This is a genomic window from Pseudomonas brassicacearum, from assembly GCF_000585995.1.
GTDB lineage: Bacteria > Pseudomonadota > Gammaproteobacteria > Pseudomonadales > Pseudomonadaceae > Aquipseudomonas > Aquipseudomonas brassicacearum_A.
In genome coordinates this window covers 6232538-6248936 of record NZ_CP007410.1, presented here as the reverse complement: position 1 = coordinate 6248936, position 16399 = coordinate 6232538, and the positions used below count along the sequence as shown (strand labels likewise).

Below are 16399 nucleotides of genomic sequence, written 5' to 3'. Positions count from 1 at the left end.
TCCTCACAGCGTTATACGGTTCATGTAGTTGCCGAACGCCTGCAGGTAGCGCGGGATCGGGATCAAGAAGGCGTCGTGGCCCTGGGGCGCGTCGATTTCCAGGTAGCAGACGTCCTTGCGCGCGGCCATCAGCGCATCCACCAGCTCCCGCGAGCGCGCCGGGGAGAAGCGCCAGTCGGTGGTGAACGACATCACGCAGAACTTTGCCGTGGCGCCGGCGAAGGTTTTCGCCAGGTCATCGTCGAAATTCGCCGCTGGATCGAAGTAGTCCAGTGCCTTGGTCATCAACAGGTAGGTGTTGGCGTCGAAGCGCCCGGAGAACTCCTCGCCCTGATAGCGCAGGTAGCTTTCCACCTGGAACTCGACGCTGTGGAAGTCGTAGTTGAGCTTTTCGCTCTTGAGGCCACGGCCGAATTTTTCGCCCATGGAATCATCGGACAGGTAGGTGATGTGCCCGACCATCCGCGCCAGCATCAAGCCACGCTTGGGGATCACGCCGTGTTCCTGGAACGAGCCACCGTGGAATTCGGGGTCGGTGAGGATCGCCTGGCGCGCCACTTCGTTGAAGGCGATGTTCTGCGCCGACAGCTTCGGGGCCGAGGCGATTGCCAGGCAGTGGCGCACGCGGTCCGGGTAGGTGATGGTCCATTGCAGGGCCTGCATGCCCCCCAGGCTGCCACCGATGACCGCCGCCCACTGGGCGATGCCGAGGCGATCGGCCAGGCGTGCCTGGCTGTGGACCCAGTCTTCGACGGTGAGCACCGGGAAGTCGGCGCCGAAGGGCTTGCCGGTGTCCGGGTTGAGGCTGCTGGGACCGGTGGAGCCGTTGCAGCCCCCGAGGTTGTTCAGGCTGACCACGAAGAATTTGCTGGTATCGATAGGCTTGCCCGGGCCGATACAACTGTCCCACCAACCCGGCTTGCGGTCGTCGGTGCTGTGGTAGCCGGCGGCATGGTGATGTCCCGACAAGGCGTGGCAAATCAGCACGGCATTGCTCGCCGTGGCATTGAGGGTGCCGTAGGTTTCGTAGATCAGGTCATAGGCTGGCAACGAACGGCCGCAGGCCAGGGCCAGGGGCTCGCTGAAATGCGCCATTTGCGGCGTCACCAGACCAACGGAATCGGGGGGAAAGGCAGCTGGCATCGACCCTGCTCGCGTTGAAATGAGGCGTAAGTCTAAAGACCGCTGTGGCAAGCGGCAAGCAAAGGCGCAACCGGGGATACAACGGTTGCGAGGGGATTTATTTGTGGCGAGGGGATTTATCCCCGCTGGGCTGCGAAGCAGCCCTGAAACCTGAGTATGCGGAGTATCAGACTGACCGAGTTGTCTGCTTTGGGGCCGCTTCGCGGCCCAGCGGGGATAAATCCCCTCGCCACAGACAGTTCTTTTGCCACAGAGAGCAGGGCTGGGGGCGTCAGATCAGCAGGCGCAGGATTTCCGGCATCATGGTCATCGCCGCCAGGTTGTTGATCACCAGCATGTCGATCAGCTTGAGCACCATGAACGCCAGGATCGGCGAGATGTCCAGGCCGCCGAGGTTCGGCACGATACGACGGAACGGCGCCAGGGCCGGTTCGCAGATTTGGTTCACCAGCTCGGCGCCTGGGTTATGGCTGCTCGGGGCGACCCACGAGAGGATCACGCTGATGATCAGGGCGAAGAAGAAAATCTTCAGGAACAGCGCGGTCACGCCAATGAGCGACCAGATCAGCAGTTGCAGCGGGTTACCGGTGGTGCCGTAGGTCAGCAGCAGGGTCAGGGCCATCAGCGCCAGTTGCACCAGGATCGCCAGCACCAGCGAGGACATGTCCAGGCCGAACAGGCTCGGGATGATCCGGCGCAGGGGCTTGAGCAGCGGCTGGGTAGCCTTGACGATGAACTGGCACAGTGGGTTGTAGAAGTTGGCGCGTACCAGTTGCAGCACGAAGCGCAGCAGCACGATCAGCAGGTACAGGCTGCCGAGGGTTTGCAGTACATAGACCGCTGCAGTGTTCAATCCGATCATGAATGGCTCCTTATTGGCCCAGTTGTTCGGCCATTTCGGCCGAGCGGTGCGCGGCGGCGCCGAGTGCTTTTTCCACCAGGGCTTCGAAGCCCCCGGCCTGGAACGATTTGATGGCGGCTTCGGTGGTGCCGGCCGGAGAGGTGACACGGCGACGCAGCTCGGCCGCGTCGACATCGCTGGAGACGGCCATGTGCGCGGCGCCCAAGGCGGTTTGCAAGGTCAGTTGGGCGGCGATTTCTCGCGGCAGGCCGAGTTTCTCGCCGGCGGCGGTCATGGCTTCGATCAGCAGGAAGAAGTACGCCGGGCCCGAGCCGGAGACGGCGGTGACGGCGTCCAGTTGCTGTTCGGTGTCCAGCCACAGCGCCAGGCCGACGGCCGACAGCAGTTCTTCGGCCTGATGGCGTTGTTCGGTGGTCACTTGTGCAGTGGCGAACAACCCGCTGACACCCTGACGCAACAGCGCCGGGGTGTTGGGCATGCAGCGCACGATCGGTTGGGCACCCAGCCAGTTGTTCATGCTGGCGCAGGTGATACCCGCGGCAATCGACACCACCAGCTGATGGGGCTTGAGACTGGGGCGCAGGGCTTCGCACACGGTTTTCATGGCTTGCGGCTTGACCGCCAGGACGATGACGTCCACGCCATCGATGGCCTGGGCGTTGTCGGCGAAGGTTTTGATGCCATGCTCGGCGCTCACGCGGGTGCGGGTTTCTTCACCCGGATCGCTGGCGCGGATCTGCGAGGCCTCCAGGCCCTTGGCCCGCAGGCCACCGATCAGGCTGGCCGCCATGTTGCCGGCGCCGATGAAGGCAATACGCGTGTTGCTCATGACAGGTCCTTATTAAAGAAATGAGTGGGTCATGCTTCAGGATTGACCGTAGTCGCGGGCACCAAACAGCGCGGTACCGACGCGCACCCAAGTTGCGCCCTGGGCGATGGCCGACTCGAGGTCATGGCTCATGCCCATGGACAGGGTGTCCAGTGGCAGATCCAGGCTGGCTTGCAAACGTTGCACGGCGGCGAAGGCCGCGTCCTGGGCGCCGCGATCATCGGTCGGCTCCGGAATCGCCATCAACCCACGCAGCTTCAGGCGTGGCAAGGCACTGATGGCGTTTGCCAGCGCGGGCAGGTCGGTGGGGGTGCAACCGGACTTGCTGGCTTCACCGCTGACATTGACCTGGATGCAGATGTTCAGCGGCGGCAGCTCGGCGGGACGCTGCTCGGACAGGCGTTGTGCAACTTTCAAACGATCCACGGAATGCACCCAGTCGAAGTGTTCGGCAATAGCGCGCGTCTTGTTCGATTGAATGGGGCCGATGAAGTGCCAGATCAAGGGCAGGTCGGTCAGTTCGGCCTGTTTGCCCAGTGCTTCTTGCAGATAGTTCTCGCCGAAGTCCCGCAGGCCGGCGGCATGGGCTTCGCGCAGGGCCTGGGCGGGCTTGGTCTTGCTCACGGCAAGCAGTTGAACGCTGTGTTCGGTGCGGTGGGCGGCTTGCTCCGCAGCGCGGATACGCGAACTAACCTGGGCAATGTTGTCTGCTATCGTGGACATAAGGAAGCGCCAGCGGTGAGGTTCGCGGCATTCTACTGGAATTGAGGAGCGCTATGGATATCACTGAGTTACTGGCGTTCAGCGCCAAACAGGGCGCGTCGGACCTGCACCTGTCCGCTGGGTTGCCGCCGATGATCCGCGTCGATGGCGATGTGCGACGCATCAACCTGCCAGCGCTGGACCACAAGCAGGTTCATGAGCTGATCTACGACATCATGAACGACCGGCAACGCGTAGATTACGAAAAGTTTCTGGAAACCGATTTTTCCTTCGACGTGCCAGGCGTCGCCCGGTTTCGGGTCAACGCCTTTAATCAGAATCGCGGCGCGGGGGCGGTGTTCCGCACCATTCCGTCGAAAGTGCTGACCATGGAAGACCTGGGGATGGGCGACGTGTTTCGCAAAGTGACCGAATCGCCGCGCGGGCTGGTGTTGGTGACCGGACCGACCGGCTCGGGCAAATCCACCACCCTGGCAGCGATGATCGATTACCTCAACAGCCACAAGCACCATCACATCCTCACCATCGAGGATCCCATCGAATTCGTTCACGAACCGCGCAAATGCCTGATCAACCAGCGCGAAGTGCATCGCGACACCCAAAGCTTCTCCACGGCCCTGCGCTCGGCGCTGCGGGAAGATCCGGACGTGATCCTGGTGGGGGAGATGCGTGACCTGGAGACCATCCGCCTGGCCCTGACCGCCGCCGAAACCGGACACCTGGTGTTCGGCACCCTGCACACCACGTCGGCGGCCAAGACCATCGACCGGGTGGTCGACGTGTTCCCGGGCGACGAGAAGTCCATGGTTCGCTCGATGCTGTCGGAGTCACTGCAGGCGGTGATTTCCCAGACGTTGATCAAGAAGATCGGTGGAGGCCGGATTGCCGCGCACGAGATCATGCTGGGCACCTCGGCCATTCGAAACCTGATCCGCGAAGACAAGATTGCGCAGATGTACTCGTCGATCCAGACCGGCGGTTCGCTGGGGATGCAGACGCTGGACATGTGTTTGAAGGATTTGGTGAGCAAAGGCGTGATCAGCCGCGAGCATGCGCGGGAGAAGGCGCGTACGCCGGATAATTTCTAGGGGATCGGCCAGGGGATTTGCAGCGCTTCTGCAGGCACCATCGCGAGCAAGCTCGCTCCCACATTTGATTTGCGGCGGACACAATCTCTGTGAACACTGAAAATCAAGTGTGGGAGCGAGCTTGCTCGCGATGGGGACATCAGCTGTGACACAAATGCTTGATCAGCGCTGAACCACCCGCAACCCACCCGGTTCTTTCGGCAAGACCCGCTTGGCCACCACGTAATGGGTATCCCAGTACGGCTTGTTCAAGGTGTCGATGCTCACCGACTTGCCACGGCGTGGAGCATGGATGAAGCGGTCGTTGCCCAGGTAAATGGCCACGTGATTGACCCGGCGGCTCTTGAGCTTGAAGAAAATCAGGTCGCCGGGCTTGAGATCCTTGCGATCGACCTTCTCGCCATGACCGCTGGCCATCGCATTGGAGGTGCGTGGCAGGTCGAACGTGGCGTCGTTGAAGGCATATTTCACCAAACCGCTGCAATCGAAGCCTTTACTTGGGCTGCTGCCGCCCCAACGATAAGGAGTGCCGAGTACATTCACGGCGCGGCTCAATACGTTGCTGCTCGTTTTGGTCGCCATGGGCGGAACCAGTTTGCTGTTGGCATTGCTCACGCGCTGGGCGCTTTGCTTGTTCTTGCTCAAGGAAGCAGAAACATGGGATTTCGGGGTGTAGCCGTTGACGTTGGGAAGACGTTGCTCACGATTGGTGGCGTGGGCGGCCAGTGGCAATAATAGGCAAAGGGTCAGCCATGTCTTGAAAAATGGACGCATTAGGCAGGGCTCTTAAAGGTTAGCGCGCAACTTTATAACAGCTTTTTTCGCGTTCCTGAGGCCGTTTGTCGATTCGAAAGTCGCTACCAACCCCGTGTAATTGCGGCAAATTGACCCGATTGTCCGACAGAACCCCGACACCACGGGGGTTTGCTTGGTTCAGGGTTACTCCGGACCGCTTGTCGGCGAGACACAAAAAAGTCACAAAAAATCCGAAAAAATTTATCTATCGAGGCAAAGAGGCCATTCATGAACAGCTATCAACAGGACGCTATCCGGGATACCCACAGCAAAGTCATTGGCTATCTGCTGTGGATTTTCGGCTTCACTGGCGCCCACCGCTTCTATTACGGCAAACCGGTCACCGGCACGATCTGGTTCTTCACCTTTGGCCTGTTGGGCATCGGCTGGCTGATCGACCTGTTCCTGATCCCGGCCATGGATCGCGAAGCGGACCTGCGGTTTACCCCTGGGCCTATCGAATACACCGTGGCGTGGATCCTGCTGACGTTTCTCGGCGTGTTGGGCGTACACCGCATGTATCAGGGCAAATGGCTCAGCGGGATCATTTACCTGCTGACCGGCGGGGTGTTCTTCCTGGGGGTGCTGTATGACTTCTGGACGTTGAACGACCAGGTCTCGATTCGCAATGCGCAGAAGCGGGGGGCTTTTCACTAAGTCGGCTAGACCGAGTCGCCCTTTATCGCGAGCAAGCTCGCTCCCACAGGGATTTTCAGTGAGCACATTATTTGTGAACACCTCAAACCCAATGTGGGAGCGAGCTTGCTCGCGATAAAGGGCGACTCGGTGTCAGGCCTGGTGGGTTATCCGCCCATCCATCAAGGTATAACGCACCACACCCGGCAAGCTGTGGCCCAGGAACGGGCAGTTGTCGCCTTTGGAGCGCCAGGTTTCCCCCGCCACGGTGGAGGCGGTGGGGTCGAACAGCACCAGGTCCGCCGCTGCGCCCACCGCCAGCTTCCCAGCCGGCAATTGCAGTGCCTGGGCCGGGCCGGCGCTCAGGCGTGCCAGCAGGGTCGGCAGGTCCAGCAAACCGTCTTCCACCAGGGTCAGGGCCAGCGGCAGCAGCAGTTCGACGCTGCTGATGCCCGGCTCGGTGGCGCCGAACGGTGCCAGCTTGGCATCGCGCTCATGGGGTTGGTGATGGCTGGAAATGGCCGAGATCACCCCGGATTTCACCGCCTCGCGCAAGCCATCGCGGTCGGCGCGGGTGCGCAGCGGCGGCTGGACGTGATAAACGCTGTTGAAGTCGATCAGCGCTTCATCGGTCAGGATCAGCTGGTACAGCGCCACATCGGCGGTGACCGGCAGGCCGCGGGCCTGCGCCTGGGCGATCAGCGCCGCGCCGCGAGCGCTGGTCAGTTGGCTGAAGTGCGCGCGTACGCCGCTTTGCTCCACCAACAGCAGGTCCCGGGCCAGGGCCACGGTCTCGGCGGTCTCTGGAATGCCCGGCAGGCCGAGGAAACTCGCGGTCGGACCTTCGTGGGCCAGGCCGCCTTCGGCCAGGTCGTGATCCTGCGAGTTGAAGATCACCGTCAAGCCGAAAGTCGCCGCGTATTCCAGGGCGCGGCACAGGGTGCGAGTGTTGCGGAAACTGTTCAGGCCGTTGCCGAACGCCACGCAACCGGCGTCGCGCAACGCGATGAGCTCGGCCAGTTGCTCGCCGTCGAGGCCCTTGCTCAACGCACCGATCGGGAAGACCTTGGTGTTGCCGGCTTCGCGGGCGCGGTCGAGGATCAGTTCGGCCACGGCCGAGGTGTCCAGTACCGGTTTGGTCTGTGGCGGACAGCACAGGCTGGTCACGCCACCAGCGGCGGCGGCCCGGGTTTCGCTGACGATGCTGCCTTTACGGCTGTAGCCGGGTTCGCGCAGGGCGACGTTCAGGTCCACCAGGCCAGGGGCGGCCACCAGGCCATGGGCGTCGAGGATTTCAGCCGCCACGAAACCAGTGGGCGCGGCGCCCAGGGCGACGATCTTGCAGGCATCGATATGGATATCAGTCACTTGATCCAGGCCACTGGCTGGATCGATCACGCGTGCGCCGAGAATGCTGAGCTTCACTGGGCGTTCTCCTGGTCGAATTGGCGCTGGGCCGTTTGCCCGCTCATGGCCATGGACAGCACGGCCATGCGGATGGCGATGCCGTAGGTCACCTGGTTGAGGATCACCGAGTGCGGGCCATCGGCCACTGCCGATTCGATCTCCACGCCGCGGTTGATCGGCCCCGGGTGCATGACGATAGCGTCCGGCTTGGCCCCGGCCAGGCGAGCGGTGGTCAGGCCGAACAGGCGGTAGAACTCGCCTTCGCTGGGCAGCAGGCCGCCGGTCATGCGCTCGCGTTGCAGGCGCAGCATGATCACCACGTCCACATCCTTGAGGCCTTCGGTCATGTCGGTGTAAACCTTCACGCCGTATTGCTCGACGCCGATGGGCAGCAGGGTCTTCGGTGCGATCACGCGGATGTCCGGGCAACCAAGGGTCTTGAGGGCCAGCATGTTCGAACGGGCCACGCGCGAGTGCAGGATGTCGCCGACGATGGCCACCGACAGGTTCTCGAAGCTGCCCTTGTGCCGACGGATGGTCAGCATGTCCAGCATGCCCTGGGTCGGGTGGGCGTGACGGCCGTCGCCGCCGTTGATGATCGCCACCTGCGGGCACACATGTTCGGCAATGAAGTGCGCGGCGCCGGAATCACCGTGGCGCACGACAAACATGTCGGCGGCCATGGCTTCGAGGTTGCGCAGAGTGTCGAGCAGGGTTTCACCCTTGCTCGCCGAGGACGTGGACACGTTGAGAGTGATCACGTCCGCCGACAGCCGCTGGGCCGCCAGTTCGAAGGTGGTGCGGGTGCGGGTGGAGTTTTCGAAGAACACGTTGCACACGGTCTTGCCGCGCAGCAACGGGACTTTCTTCACCGCCCGGGCGCCGACCTCGAGGAACGAGTCGGCGGTGTCGAGGATTTCCGTCAGCAGCTCGCGGCGCAGGCCGTCGAGGGACAGGAAGTGCCGCAGCTGGCCCTGATCGTTGAGCTGCAGCGGGCGCTTGGTTTCGAGAGGCGTCATCGCGATGGACTCTTACAAGGGCAGTTAAAGGGCAAGGTCTTGCAGTTCGAGTTGCAGCGGCGACGGGCCGGAGAGCTTGACTCGCTCATGGGTGGCCAGCGTCAGCGTCGCGCCGACCACGTTCGGGCGGATCGGCAGCTCGGCGGCGTCCAGGTCCAGCAGGCACACCAGCGTCACGCTGGCCGGTCGGCCGTAGTCGAACAGTTCGTTCATGGCGGCGCGGATGGTCCGGCCGCTCATCAGCACGTCGTCGATCAAGACCAGGTGCTGGCCCTCGATCTCGAATGGCAGGGCCGAGGGGCGTACTTGCGGGTGCAGGCCGTTCTGGCTGAAGTCGTCGCGGTAGAAAGACACGTCCAATGTGCCCAGCGGCGATGGATTGCCCAGTTGTTCGAGCAAGGCCTGGGCGACCCAGACGCCGCCGGTGCGAATACCGATGTAGCGCGGTTCGCTGATGCCGCGTTGTTCCAGGTGTGCCGTGAGACGAATCGCCATCTGGCTGATCAGTTCGGCAGGATTGGGCAGGCTCATGCTGGCTCCTTCAGGTTCCCGGGCCGGTGGTGAGTGGCGCGGCTTATCGCTAAAAGAAAGCGCCTTGGCGGCGCTTTCAAAAATCAGGTTTCAAACAAGGCGGCGTTGGCATCGAGCCAGCCTTGCAACAGCAGGGCGGCGGCGATGGCGTCCACCGGGTTGTCGCGGTAACTGCCTTTCTGCCCGCCGCGCACCAGGCGCTCGCCCTTGGCCTCGAAGGTGGTCAGGCGCTCGTCATGGGTATAGAAGGGCAGGTTGTAGCGGCCATTGAGCCGGCGGGCGAACTTTTCGGCGCGCAGGCACATGTCGCTGGGCGTGCCGTCCATGTTCAGCGGCAGGCCGACCACCACGGCGTCGGGTTTCCATTCCTTGATCAGCGCTTCGACCTGATTCCAGTCGGGAATGCCGTTCTGCGCCTTCAATGTACACAGCTCGCGGGCCTGGCCGGTGATGACCTGGCCCACCGCGACGCCGATCTGTTTGGTGCCGTAGTCGAAACCCAGCAGCAAGCGCAGGGCCATCAGGCGTGTCCCGCCTGGCTGGTGAGCAGGCTGAGGTTGACCCCCAGCCGACTGGCCGCCGCTTCCAGGCGCAGTTCGCTGCTGGTGTTGAACAGGATGTCAGCGTCGAACGGGCAGGTCAGCCAGGCATTGTCGGCCAGCTCAGCTTCCAGTTGCCCGGCTTCCCAACCGGCATAGCCGAGGGCGATCAGGCTTTTTTCCGGGCCTACACCGTCGGCGATGGCGAACAGCACGTCCTGGGACGTGGACAGCGACACGCCATTCAGGTCCACGGTGGCCTGGTAGGTCGGCCCCGACGGATGGAGCACGAAGCCGCGATCGGTCTGCACCGGGCCACCGATGAAAATCGGCACGCGCTGGCACAGGATTGGCGGTTCGATGTCGGGACGCAACTGCTCAAGAATGTCCGCCAGGTTCAGTTCCTGCGGGCGATTGATCACCAGCCCCATGGCGCCATTGGCCGTGTGCTCGACGATGTAGGTCAAGGTATGGGCAAAGTGCGGATCAGCCATGTGCGGCATGGCGATCAGGAAGTGATGCTTGAGGTAGGTGGGGCTGACGTTTTTCATAGGCGCTAGTGTGGCGGCCGAGGGGCGAACTGACAAGCTGGGGATGTGCAGGAAATGCCCCGATCTGGCTGGCGACACCGATCAAGTGTGGGAGCGGGCTTGCTCGCGAAGGGGCCCGTGCAACCGATAAATCTCTTGCGGCAGGACCGCCGTCTTCGCGGGCAAGCCCGCTCCCACAAGGGATCTGCGGCGGGCGCCGAGGTTATGTCCGGCACAAACCCGTGATCAATTGCTCGAAAGCCTATCGCCACGGGCAAACTTCCAGGTGCGGATGATTTCCAGCCGGTCGATGTCCGACAAATCCCCGGTAAACGGCGCGAACGGCGCAGCCAGGCGCACGATCCGCTGGGCGGCCTGGTCCAGCAGTGGCTGGCCGGAGGACTCCAGCACCAGCACTTCATACAACGAGCCGTCGCGGTTGATCGAGACCATTAGCCGCAGGTTGCCGTAGATCTGTTTGCGCCGGGCTTCGTCGGGGTAGTTGAGGTTGCCGATGCGCTCGACCTTCTTGCGCCACTCGTCCTTGTACCAGGCGCCCTTGTCGCGCATGGTCGAGGCGGCGCTCAGACGGTGGATGCGCGGGCGTTTGGCATACAGCTGTTGCTCCTGGGCCAGTTCGGCTTCCAGGCTGGCGATGTCGCTGGACAGCTGGGAACTGTCGAAAGTGGGCGCCGGGGCCTTGGGCTTGGGGTCGGGCTTGACCTCTTCCTTGACCGGCGCTTTCTTCGGTTTTGGCGCCACGGTGGTCACGGCTGCCTTGGGCGCCGTTTCCTGCACTTCGGGCTTGGCGGCCGGCGGCGGGGTGACTTTCTGTACCGTATTGTCCTGGAACGGTGCGATTTCGGTGGTCTTGGGAATCGCCTTCTTTTCCAGGGTGCCACTGCCTTGCTGGTTGTCCTGGGCCAGGAAATCGGCCTTCTTGGGCTTGGTCTCGCTCTTGAAGGTGGCCAGGGTGATTTCCAGGGTCTGGCTGATCTGTTTCGGCTCGACCGTGGCAAACCCGACGCCCAGCAGCAAGGCCAGGTGGATCAACGCCGCCAGGAACAGGGTAAAACCGAGGCGATCGGCCGGGCGCACGCCACGATGGGCGAGCTCTTGGGGCAGATCGGACGGGAGTGTCATGGCAGCAAAACCAACATCGCGTTTTTCAGGCCCGGCATGATAACGCAATGTTGGTTTTTAGCTGCAAGCTTCAAGCTGCAAGCGACAAGCTGTACGTCGCCCGTATCAAACTTGCCGCTTGAAGCTTATCGCTTGCAGCTGCTTCTCTATCGCCTCCATCAGCATCCCGCCGATGTCGGTGCCAAACGCGTTGTCGATCTCGCGGATGCAGGTCGGGCTGGTGACGTTGATTTCCGTCAGGTGCTCGCCGATCACGTCCAGGCCCACGAACAGCAGGCCTTTCTCGCGCAGGGTCGGGCCGACCTGGGCCGCGATCCAGCGGTCCTTCTCGGTCAACGGACGGGCTTCGCCACGACCGCCGGCCGCCAGGTTGCCACGGGTTTCGCCGGCGGCCGGGATGCGCGCCAGGCAATAATCCACCGGTTCACCGTCGATCATCAGGATGCGCTTGTCGCCATCGATGATGGCCGGCAGGTAACCCTGGATCATGATCTGCTGCTTGCCGTGCAAGGTCAGGGTTTCCAGGATCACGGACAGGTTCGGGTGACCAGCGGTGTGACGGAAAATCGAGGAGCCGCCCATGCCGTCCAGGGGCTTGAGGATCACATCGCCGTGATGGTCGGCGAATTCGCGCAACACGTCCGGGCGACGGCTGACGATGGTCGGCGGCGTGCACTGCGGGAACAGCGTGGCGAACAGTTTTTCGTTGCAGTCGCGCAGGCTCTGGGGCTTGTTGACCACCAGTACCCCAGCGTTTTCCGCCTGCTCCAGCAGGTAGGTGGAGTACACGAACTCCATGTCGAACGGCGGATCCTTGCGCATCAGGATCACGTCCAGGTCACTCAGCAGTGCATCGCTTTCATCGCCCAGCTCAAACCATTTCTCGGGGTTGGCGAAGACTTTCAGGGGCTTCATCCGCGCCCGCGCCTGGCCTTCGGCCTGGTAGAGGTCGCGCTGCTCCATATAGAACAGTTCCCAGCCGCGCTTTTGAGCGGCCAGCAGCATGGCCAGCGAGCTATCCTTTTTATAGGAAATGCTGGCGATAGGGTCCATGACAATGCCGACGCGTACGCTCATGGCTTGGTTCCTCGAAAATTTGATGGGCACAAATGGCGTGAAAAAGTGGCGTCAGAGTGGCGCCCGGAAGATTGGCGGTCAAGGAAAAACCACCGCGCCGAGTGGCCGATAGATCGGCGATGGAGACTGTGCTAAAAAGGCTGCCATGTGACGTGCGGGCCTTGAACATCAAGGGTTTGCGCTGTCGTTCACTCTTAAGCGTTAAAAACCGGTCCGCAGTGGCAATGGCAGAGCATCTTACGCAGCAGCAACCCAGCGCCTTGAAGGTCATGGTCATCGACGATTCGAAGACCATCCGCCGCACCGCCGAAACCTTGCTGCGCAACGTGGGGTGCGAGGTGATCACGGCCGTCGACGGCTTCGATGCCCTGGCCAAGATTGCCGATCATCATCCGGGCATTATCTTTGTCGACATCATGATGCCGCGCCTGGACGGTTACCAGACCTGCGCCCTGATCAAGAACAACAGCGCGTTCAAGGCGACACCGGTGATCATGCTGTCGTCCCGGGACGGGCTGTTCGACAAGGCCAAGGGGCGCATCGTCGGCTCCGATCAGTTTTTGACCAAGCCGTTCAGCAAGGAAGAACTGCTGGGTGCGATACAGGCCCATGTCCCGGGCTTTGCCGCTGTCCAGCCGCACCAGGCACATTAATGACGCTCGGCCAACGGGCCTGGGGTCAACAAAAAAAATGGGGAACACCATGGCACGTATCCTGATCGTCGATGATTCGCCGACCGAAATGTACAAACTGACCGGCATGCTGGAAAAGCACGGCCACGAGGTCCTGAAGGCTGAAAACGGCGCCGACGGTGTGGCCCTGGCCCGCCAGGAACGACCCGATGCCGTGTTGATGGACATCGTCATGCCCGGCCTCAACGGTTTCCAGGCCACGCGCCAGTTGACCAAGGACCCGGACACCGGCCACATCCCGGTGATCATCATCACCACCAAGGACCAGGAAACCGACAAGGTCTGGGGCACGCGCCAAGGCGCGAAGGACTACCTGACCAAACCGGTGGACGAAGAAACCCTGATCGCGACCCTGAACAAAGTGCTGGCGGGTTGATGGCGCGGCCATGAGCCCATCCCTGACCGCCTTCGAGCTGCTGCTGCAGATCGATCGGCGCTGCCGGTTGCTGGGGGCCGACCTGCCATCCCAGCCGACCCATCGCGCCGGTTGGAGCGGCATCGGTTTTCGCCTGGGCGAACACTGGTACGTGGCGCCCATGGGGGAAGTCAGCGAAGTGCTGCATGAGCCGCGTTACACGCATTTGCCCGGGGTCAAGCCATGGGTGCGTGGCGTGGCTAACCTGCGTGGGCGATTGTTGCCGTTGATGGACCTGAGCGGTTTCTTCGGTCACGAGCTGTCGACCGTGCGCAAACAGCGCCGGGTACTGGTGGTGGATCACGACGAGGTGTTCACCGGGTTGCTGGTGGACGAGGTCCTCGGGTTGCAACATTTCGCCCAGGACAGCCTGGAGCCTACACCGGTGGACGCCCTTGGCGGCCCGGAGTCGGCGTTCGTCAAGGGGCGGTTTCGCGGCGAGCGACAGTGGCAGGTGTTCAGCCCGTTTGCGTTGACGCGATCACCGGGGTTCATGGATGTGGCTGTTTGACGAAAAAGCTCGAGTGAACGGGCTGGCCTCTTCGCGAGCAAGCCCGCTCCCACATTGTATCTGTGGTGCTCACAAGGTTGGAGTTCACAGTAATCCAATGTGGGAGCGGGCTTGCTCGCGAAGGCGGCGACTCGGTCTGACAGGTTAGCAATGCAGTGGCCCCACTGAATAAAGCAGTGAGTTGGATTGGGCAGCACAGGCGAGGACCGATGATCAAAGCAAAAACAGGCAAGCCACTGGAAGCGTCGCGCAGTCGTTCGCAGATCATCGTGCTGTTCGTCGCGTTGATTGTCTTCATCATGCTGCTGTTCGCCAACTTCGCTTACCTCAACACCCAGTCCACCTACGACAAGCAGTACATTGGCCACGCCGGTGAACTGCGGGTGTTGTCCCAGCGTATCGCCAAGAACGCCACCGAAGCGGCCGCCGGCAAGGCTGCGGCGTTCAAGTTGCTGAGCGATGCGCGCAATGACTTTGCCCAGCGCTGGGGCTACCTGAAGCAGGGCGACCCGGTGACCGGCCTGCCGCCGGCCCCCGCCACCCTGCGTCCGCAGATGCGCGCCGTGCAGTTGGACTGGGAGCGCCTGCTGCAGAACACCGACGCCATCCTCTCCAGCGAGCAGACCGTGTTATCGCTGCATCAGGTGGCGGCAACCCTGGCTGAAACCGTGCCGCAGTTGCAGGTCGAATACGAAAAAGTCGTCGAGATTTTGCTGCAGCGCGGCGCGCCCGCCGCCCAGGTGGCCATGGCCCAGCGTCAGTCGCTGCTGGCCGAGCGGATTCTCGGCGCGGTGAACACCGTGCTGGCCGGGGACGAGAACGCCAGCCAGGCCGCCGACACCTTTGGCCGCGACGCCGCGCGTTTCGGCCAGGTGCTCAATGGCATGCTGCAAGGTGACCCGGCCTTGAAGATCTCCCAGGTCCAGGACCGCGACGCCCGGGCACGCCTGGCCGAAATCAGCGAGCTGTTCGAGTTTGTCTCGGGTTCGGTGGACGAAATCCTCGAAACCTCCCCGGAGCTGTTCAAGGTCCGCGAATCGGCCGGCAACATCTTCAACCTGTCGCAAACCCTGCTCGACGAGGCCTCGCACCTGGCCACGGCCTTCGAGAACCTGGCCGGTGGGCGCGCCGTCAACAGCATCGGCGGCTATGTGCTGGGCCTGCTGGCGCTGATGTCGATCATCCTGATCGGGCTGGTGATGGTTCGCGAAACCAACCGCCAACTGCGGGAAACGGCGGAAAAGAACGAGCGTAACCAGAACGCGATCATGCGTTTGCTGGACGAAATCGAAGACCTGGCCGACGGCGACTTGACCGTCACCGCCTCGGTGACCGAAGACTTCACCGGCACCATCGCCGATTCCATCAATTACTCGGTGGATCAACTGCGCGATCTGGTCGCCACCATCAACCTCACCGCCGGCCAGGTCGCCGCCGCCGTGCAGGAAACCCAGGCCACGGCGATGCACCTGGCCCAGGCTTCCGAGCACCAGGCCCAGCAGATCAGCGAAGCTTCGACTTCAATCAATGAAATGGCCCAGTCCATCGACCAGGTTTCGGCCAATGCCGCCGAGTCTTCGGCGGTGGCCGAGCGTTCGGTGGAAATTGCCAACAAGGGCAACGAGGTGGTGCACAACACCATTCATGGCATGGACAACATTCGCGAGCAGATCCAGGACACCGCCAAGCGCATCAAGCGCCTGGGCGAGTCGTCCCAGGAAATTGGCGACATTGTCAGCCTGATCGACGACATCGCCGACCAGACCAACATTCTGGCCCTCAACGCCGCCATCCAGGCGTCCATGGCCGGTGATGCCGGGCGCGGGTTCGCGGTGGTGGCCGATGAAGTGCAGCGGTTGGCGGAGCGCTCTTCGGCGGCGACCCGGCAAATCGAGACCCTGGTGCGGGCGATCCAGGCGGACACCAACGAAGCGGTGATTTCCATGGAGCAGACCACCTCCGAAGTGGTGCGCGGTGCTCGACTGGCCCAGGATGCCGGCGTCGCCCTGGAAGAAATCGAAGGCGTGTCCAAGACCCTGGCGGCGCTGATCCAGAGCATTTCCAACGCGGCCCAGCAACAGACCACCTCGGCGGGGCAGATTTCGTTGACCATGAACGTGATCCAGCAGATCACCACACAGACCTCATCCGGCTCTACCGCTACCGCCGAAAGCATTGGCAACCTGGCGAAAATGGCCAGCCAGCTGCGCCGCTCGGTGTCGGGTTTTACCTTGCCGGCCGGGCCTGTGGCGGATGAAGACAAAGTGTGACTGGGCGGATATGCATAGTGAGAAGGGTTATGTGGCGAGGAAGCTTTTGTGGCGAGGGAGCTTGCTCCCGCTGGGCTGCGCAGCGGCCCCCAGGGATTTTGTGAGCGCTGCGCGCTCAAGCGGGAGCAAGCTCCCTCGCCACAGGGTTTGACTTTTACCCTTGGCATACGACTTTTGATTTGGAGTGGT

General features: G+C 62.3%; 18 protein-coding genes. 6 read left to right on the top strand and 12 right to left on the bottom strand.

Annotated features, from left to right (window positions below; translation table 11 throughout):
* Nucleotides 1-3: 3 nt before the first annotated feature.
* From metX to CD58_RS26910, 4 genes are all read right to left on the bottom strand, one after another.
* Entirely contained in the window at nt 4-1143 is a 1140-nt protein-coding gene (metX, locus tag CD58_RS26925; protein ID WP_025215971.1) for a homoserine O-succinyltransferase MetX, read from the bottom strand.
* A 271-nt stretch (nt 1144-1414) separates the two neighbouring features.
* Nucleotides 1415-2005 carry a YggT family protein gene (locus tag CD58_RS26920; RefSeq protein WP_025215970.1) on the bottom strand — a complete coding sequence of 197 codons (591 nt, stop codon included), beginning with the start codon at nt 2003-2005 and terminating at the stop codon, nt 1415-1417.
* A gap of 10 nt (nt 2006-2015) precedes the next feature.
* On the bottom strand, nt 2016-2834 hold the full coding sequence (gene proC / locus CD58_RS26915; RefSeq protein ID WP_025215969.1) for a pyrroline-5-carboxylate reductase: 819 nt from the start codon (nt 2832-2834) through the stop codon (nt 2016-2018).
* Nucleotides 2835-2870: 36 nt separating this feature from the next.
* Nucleotides 2871-3557 carry a YggS family pyridoxal phosphate-dependent enzyme gene (locus CD58_RS26910; protein ID WP_025215968.1) on the bottom strand — a complete coding sequence of 229 codons (687 nt, stop codon included), beginning with the start codon at nt 3555-3557 and terminating at the stop codon, nt 2871-2873.
* 53 nt (nt 3558-3610) lie between these two features.
* On the opposite strand from CD58_RS26910, the gene CD58_RS26905 reads away from it, so the two are divergent.
* A complete protein-coding gene (locus CD58_RS26905) occupies nt 3611-4645 on the top strand; it encodes a type IV pilus twitching motility protein PilT (protein ID WP_025215967.1) in 1035 nt (344 codons plus the stop codon).
* Nucleotides 4646-4807: 162 nt separating this feature from the next.
* On the opposite strand, the gene CD58_RS26900 is transcribed toward CD58_RS26905, so the two are convergent.
* Nucleotides 4808-5419: a C40 family peptidase gene (locus tag CD58_RS26900; protein ID WP_025215966.1), complete on the bottom strand. Its 612-nt coding sequence runs from the start codon at nt 5417-5419 to the stop codon at nt 4808-4810.
* A 249-nt stretch (nt 5420-5668) separates the two neighbouring features.
* Here CD58_RS26900 and CD58_RS26895 point away from each other — a divergent pair, with 249 nt between their 5' ends.
* On the top strand, nt 5669-6097 hold the full coding sequence (locus CD58_RS26895; protein ID WP_025215965.1) for an NINE protein: 429 nt from the start codon (nt 5669-5671) through the stop codon (nt 6095-6097).
* Nucleotides 6098-6229: 132 nt separating this feature from the next.
* Here the strand turns inward: CD58_RS26895 and CD58_RS26890 are convergent, their stop codons facing one another.
* The 7 genes from CD58_RS26890 to gshB all read right to left on the bottom strand — a co-directional run bounded on the left by CD58_RS26890 (nt 6230) and on the right by gshB (nt 12322).
* On the bottom strand, nt 6230-7501 hold the full coding sequence (locus CD58_RS26890; RefSeq protein ID WP_025215964.1) for a dihydroorotase: 1272 nt from the start codon (nt 7499-7501) through the stop codon (nt 6230-6232).
* Complete coding sequence (locus CD58_RS26885) at nt 7498-8502, bottom strand: aspartate carbamoyltransferase catalytic subunit (protein WP_003177495.1); 1005 nt, start codon at nt 8500-8502, stop codon at nt 7498-7500. Before CD58_RS26885 ends, CD58_RS26890 begins: the two co-directional genes overlap by 4 nt.
* 24 nt (nt 8503-8526) lie before the next feature.
* Nucleotides 8527-9033, bottom strand: a complete 507-nt coding sequence (gene pyrR, locus CD58_RS26880) for a bifunctional pyr operon transcriptional regulator/uracil phosphoribosyltransferase PyrR (RefSeq protein ID WP_025215963.1) — start codon at nt 9031-9033, stop codon at nt 8527-8529.
* 83 nt (nt 9034-9116) lie between these two features.
* Nucleotides 9117-9554: a Holliday junction resolvase RuvX gene (gene ruvX, locus CD58_RS26875; protein ID WP_024618831.1), complete on the bottom strand. Its 438-nt coding sequence runs from the start codon at nt 9552-9554 to the stop codon at nt 9117-9119.
* Nucleotides 9554-10123: a YqgE/AlgH family protein gene (locus tag CD58_RS26870; RefSeq protein WP_025215962.1), complete on the bottom strand. Its 570-nt coding sequence runs from the start codon at nt 10121-10123 to the stop codon at nt 9554-9556. The genes ruvX and CD58_RS26870 overlap by 1 nt, the downstream gene beginning before the upstream one ends.
* Before the next feature lie 225 nt (nt 10124-10348).
* Nucleotides 10349-11245 carry an energy transducer TonB gene (locus tag CD58_RS26865; protein ID WP_025215961.1) on the bottom strand — a complete coding sequence of 299 codons (897 nt, stop codon included), beginning with the start codon at nt 11243-11245 and terminating at the stop codon, nt 10349-10351.
* Between the two features lie 105 nt (nt 11246-11350).
* The gene (gene gshB, locus CD58_RS26860) at nt 11351-12322 is read right to left on the bottom strand and encodes a glutathione synthase (protein ID WP_025215960.1); all 972 of its coding nucleotides are present in this window, start codon (nt 12320-12322) and stop codon (nt 11351-11353) included.
* A gap of 224 nt (nt 12323-12546) precedes the next feature.
* Between gshB and CD58_RS26855 the strand changes: the two genes are divergently transcribed.
* The 4 genes from CD58_RS26855 (at nt 12547) to CD58_RS26840 (ending at nt 16210) form a co-directional block, all read left to right on the top strand.
* The gene (locus tag CD58_RS26855; protein ID WP_003206467.1) at nt 12547-12975 is read left to right on the top strand and encodes a response regulator; all 429 of its coding nucleotides are present in this window, start codon (nt 12547-12549) and stop codon (nt 12973-12975) included.
* 49 nt (nt 12976-13024) lie between these two features.
* Complete coding sequence (pilH, locus tag CD58_RS26850) at nt 13025-13390, top strand: twitching motility response regulator PilH (RefSeq protein ID WP_025215959.1); 366 nt, start codon at nt 13025-13027, stop codon at nt 13388-13390.
* A gap of 10 nt (nt 13391-13400) precedes the next feature.
* Entirely contained in the window at nt 13401-13940 is a 540-nt protein-coding gene (locus CD58_RS26845) for a chemotaxis protein CheW (protein ID WP_025215958.1), read from the top strand.
* Between the two features lie 209 nt (nt 13941-14149).
* Nucleotides 14150-16210 carry a methyl-accepting chemotaxis protein gene (locus CD58_RS26840; protein WP_025215957.1) on the top strand — a complete coding sequence of 687 codons (2061 nt, stop codon included), beginning with the start codon at nt 14150-14152 and terminating at the stop codon, nt 16208-16210.
* The last annotated feature ends 189 nt before the right edge of the window (nt 16211-16399 follow it).

What these genes read in the sequence shown, in the direction of transcription:
- metX (WP_025215971.1), bottom strand. Translation starts at nt 1,143, where the DNA reads ATGCCAGCTGCCTTTCCCCCCGATTCCGTTGGTCTGGTGACGCCGCAA.
- CD58_RS26920 (WP_025215970.1), bottom strand. Translation starts at nt 2,005, where the DNA reads ATGATCGGATTGAACACTGCAGCGGTCTATGTACTGCAAACCCTCGGC.
- proC (WP_025215969.1), bottom strand. Translation starts at nt 2,834, where the DNA reads ATGAGCAACACGCGTATTGCCTTCATCGGCGCCGGCAACATGGCGGCC.
- CD58_RS26910 (WP_025215968.1), bottom strand. Translation starts at nt 3,557, where the DNA reads ATGTCCACGATAGCAGACAACATTGCCCAGGTTAGTTCGCGTATCCGC.
- CD58_RS26905 (WP_025215967.1), top strand. Translation starts at nt 3,611, where the DNA reads ATGGATATCACTGAGTTACTGGCGTTCAGCGCCAAACAGGGCGCGTCG.
- CD58_RS26900 (WP_025215966.1), bottom strand. Translation starts at nt 5,419, where the DNA reads ATGCGTCCATTTTTCAAGACATGGCTGACCCTTTGCCTATTATTGCCA.
- CD58_RS26895 (WP_025215965.1), top strand. Translation starts at nt 5,669, where the DNA reads ATGAACAGCTATCAACAGGACGCTATCCGGGATACCCACAGCAAAGTC.
- CD58_RS26885 (WP_003177495.1), bottom strand. Translation starts at nt 8,502, where the DNA reads ATGACGCCTCTCGAAACCAAGCGCCCGCTGCAGCTCAACGATCAGGGC.
- pyrR (WP_025215963.1), bottom strand. Translation starts at nt 9,033, where the DNA reads ATGAGCCTGCCCAATCCTGCCGAACTGATCAGCCAGATGGCGATTCGT.
- ruvX (WP_024618831.1), bottom strand. Translation starts at nt 9,554, where the DNA reads ATGGCCCTGCGCTTGCTGCTGGGTTTCGACTACGGCACCAAACAGATC.
- CD58_RS26870 (WP_025215962.1), bottom strand. Translation starts at nt 10,123, where the DNA reads ATGAAAAACGTCAGCCCCACCTACCTCAAGCATCACTTCCTGATCGCC.
- CD58_RS26865 (WP_025215961.1), bottom strand. Translation starts at nt 11,245, where the DNA reads ATGACACTCCCGTCCGATCTGCCCCAAGAGCTCGCCCATCGTGGCGTG.
- gshB (WP_025215960.1), bottom strand. Translation starts at nt 12,322, where the DNA reads ATGAGCGTACGCGTCGGCATTGTCATGGACCCTATCGCCAGCATTTCC.
- CD58_RS26855 (WP_003206467.1), top strand. Translation starts at nt 12,547, where the DNA reads ATGGCAGAGCATCTTACGCAGCAGCAACCCAGCGCCTTGAAGGTCATG.
- pilH (WP_025215959.1), top strand. Translation starts at nt 13,025, where the DNA reads ATGGCACGTATCCTGATCGTCGATGATTCGCCGACCGAAATGTACAAA.
- CD58_RS26845 (WP_025215958.1), top strand. Translation starts at nt 13,401, where the DNA reads ATGAGCCCATCCCTGACCGCCTTCGAGCTGCTGCTGCAGATCGATCGG.
- CD58_RS26840 (WP_025215957.1), top strand. Translation starts at nt 14,150, where the DNA reads ATGATCAAAGCAAAAACAGGCAAGCCACTGGAAGCGTCGCGCAGTCGT.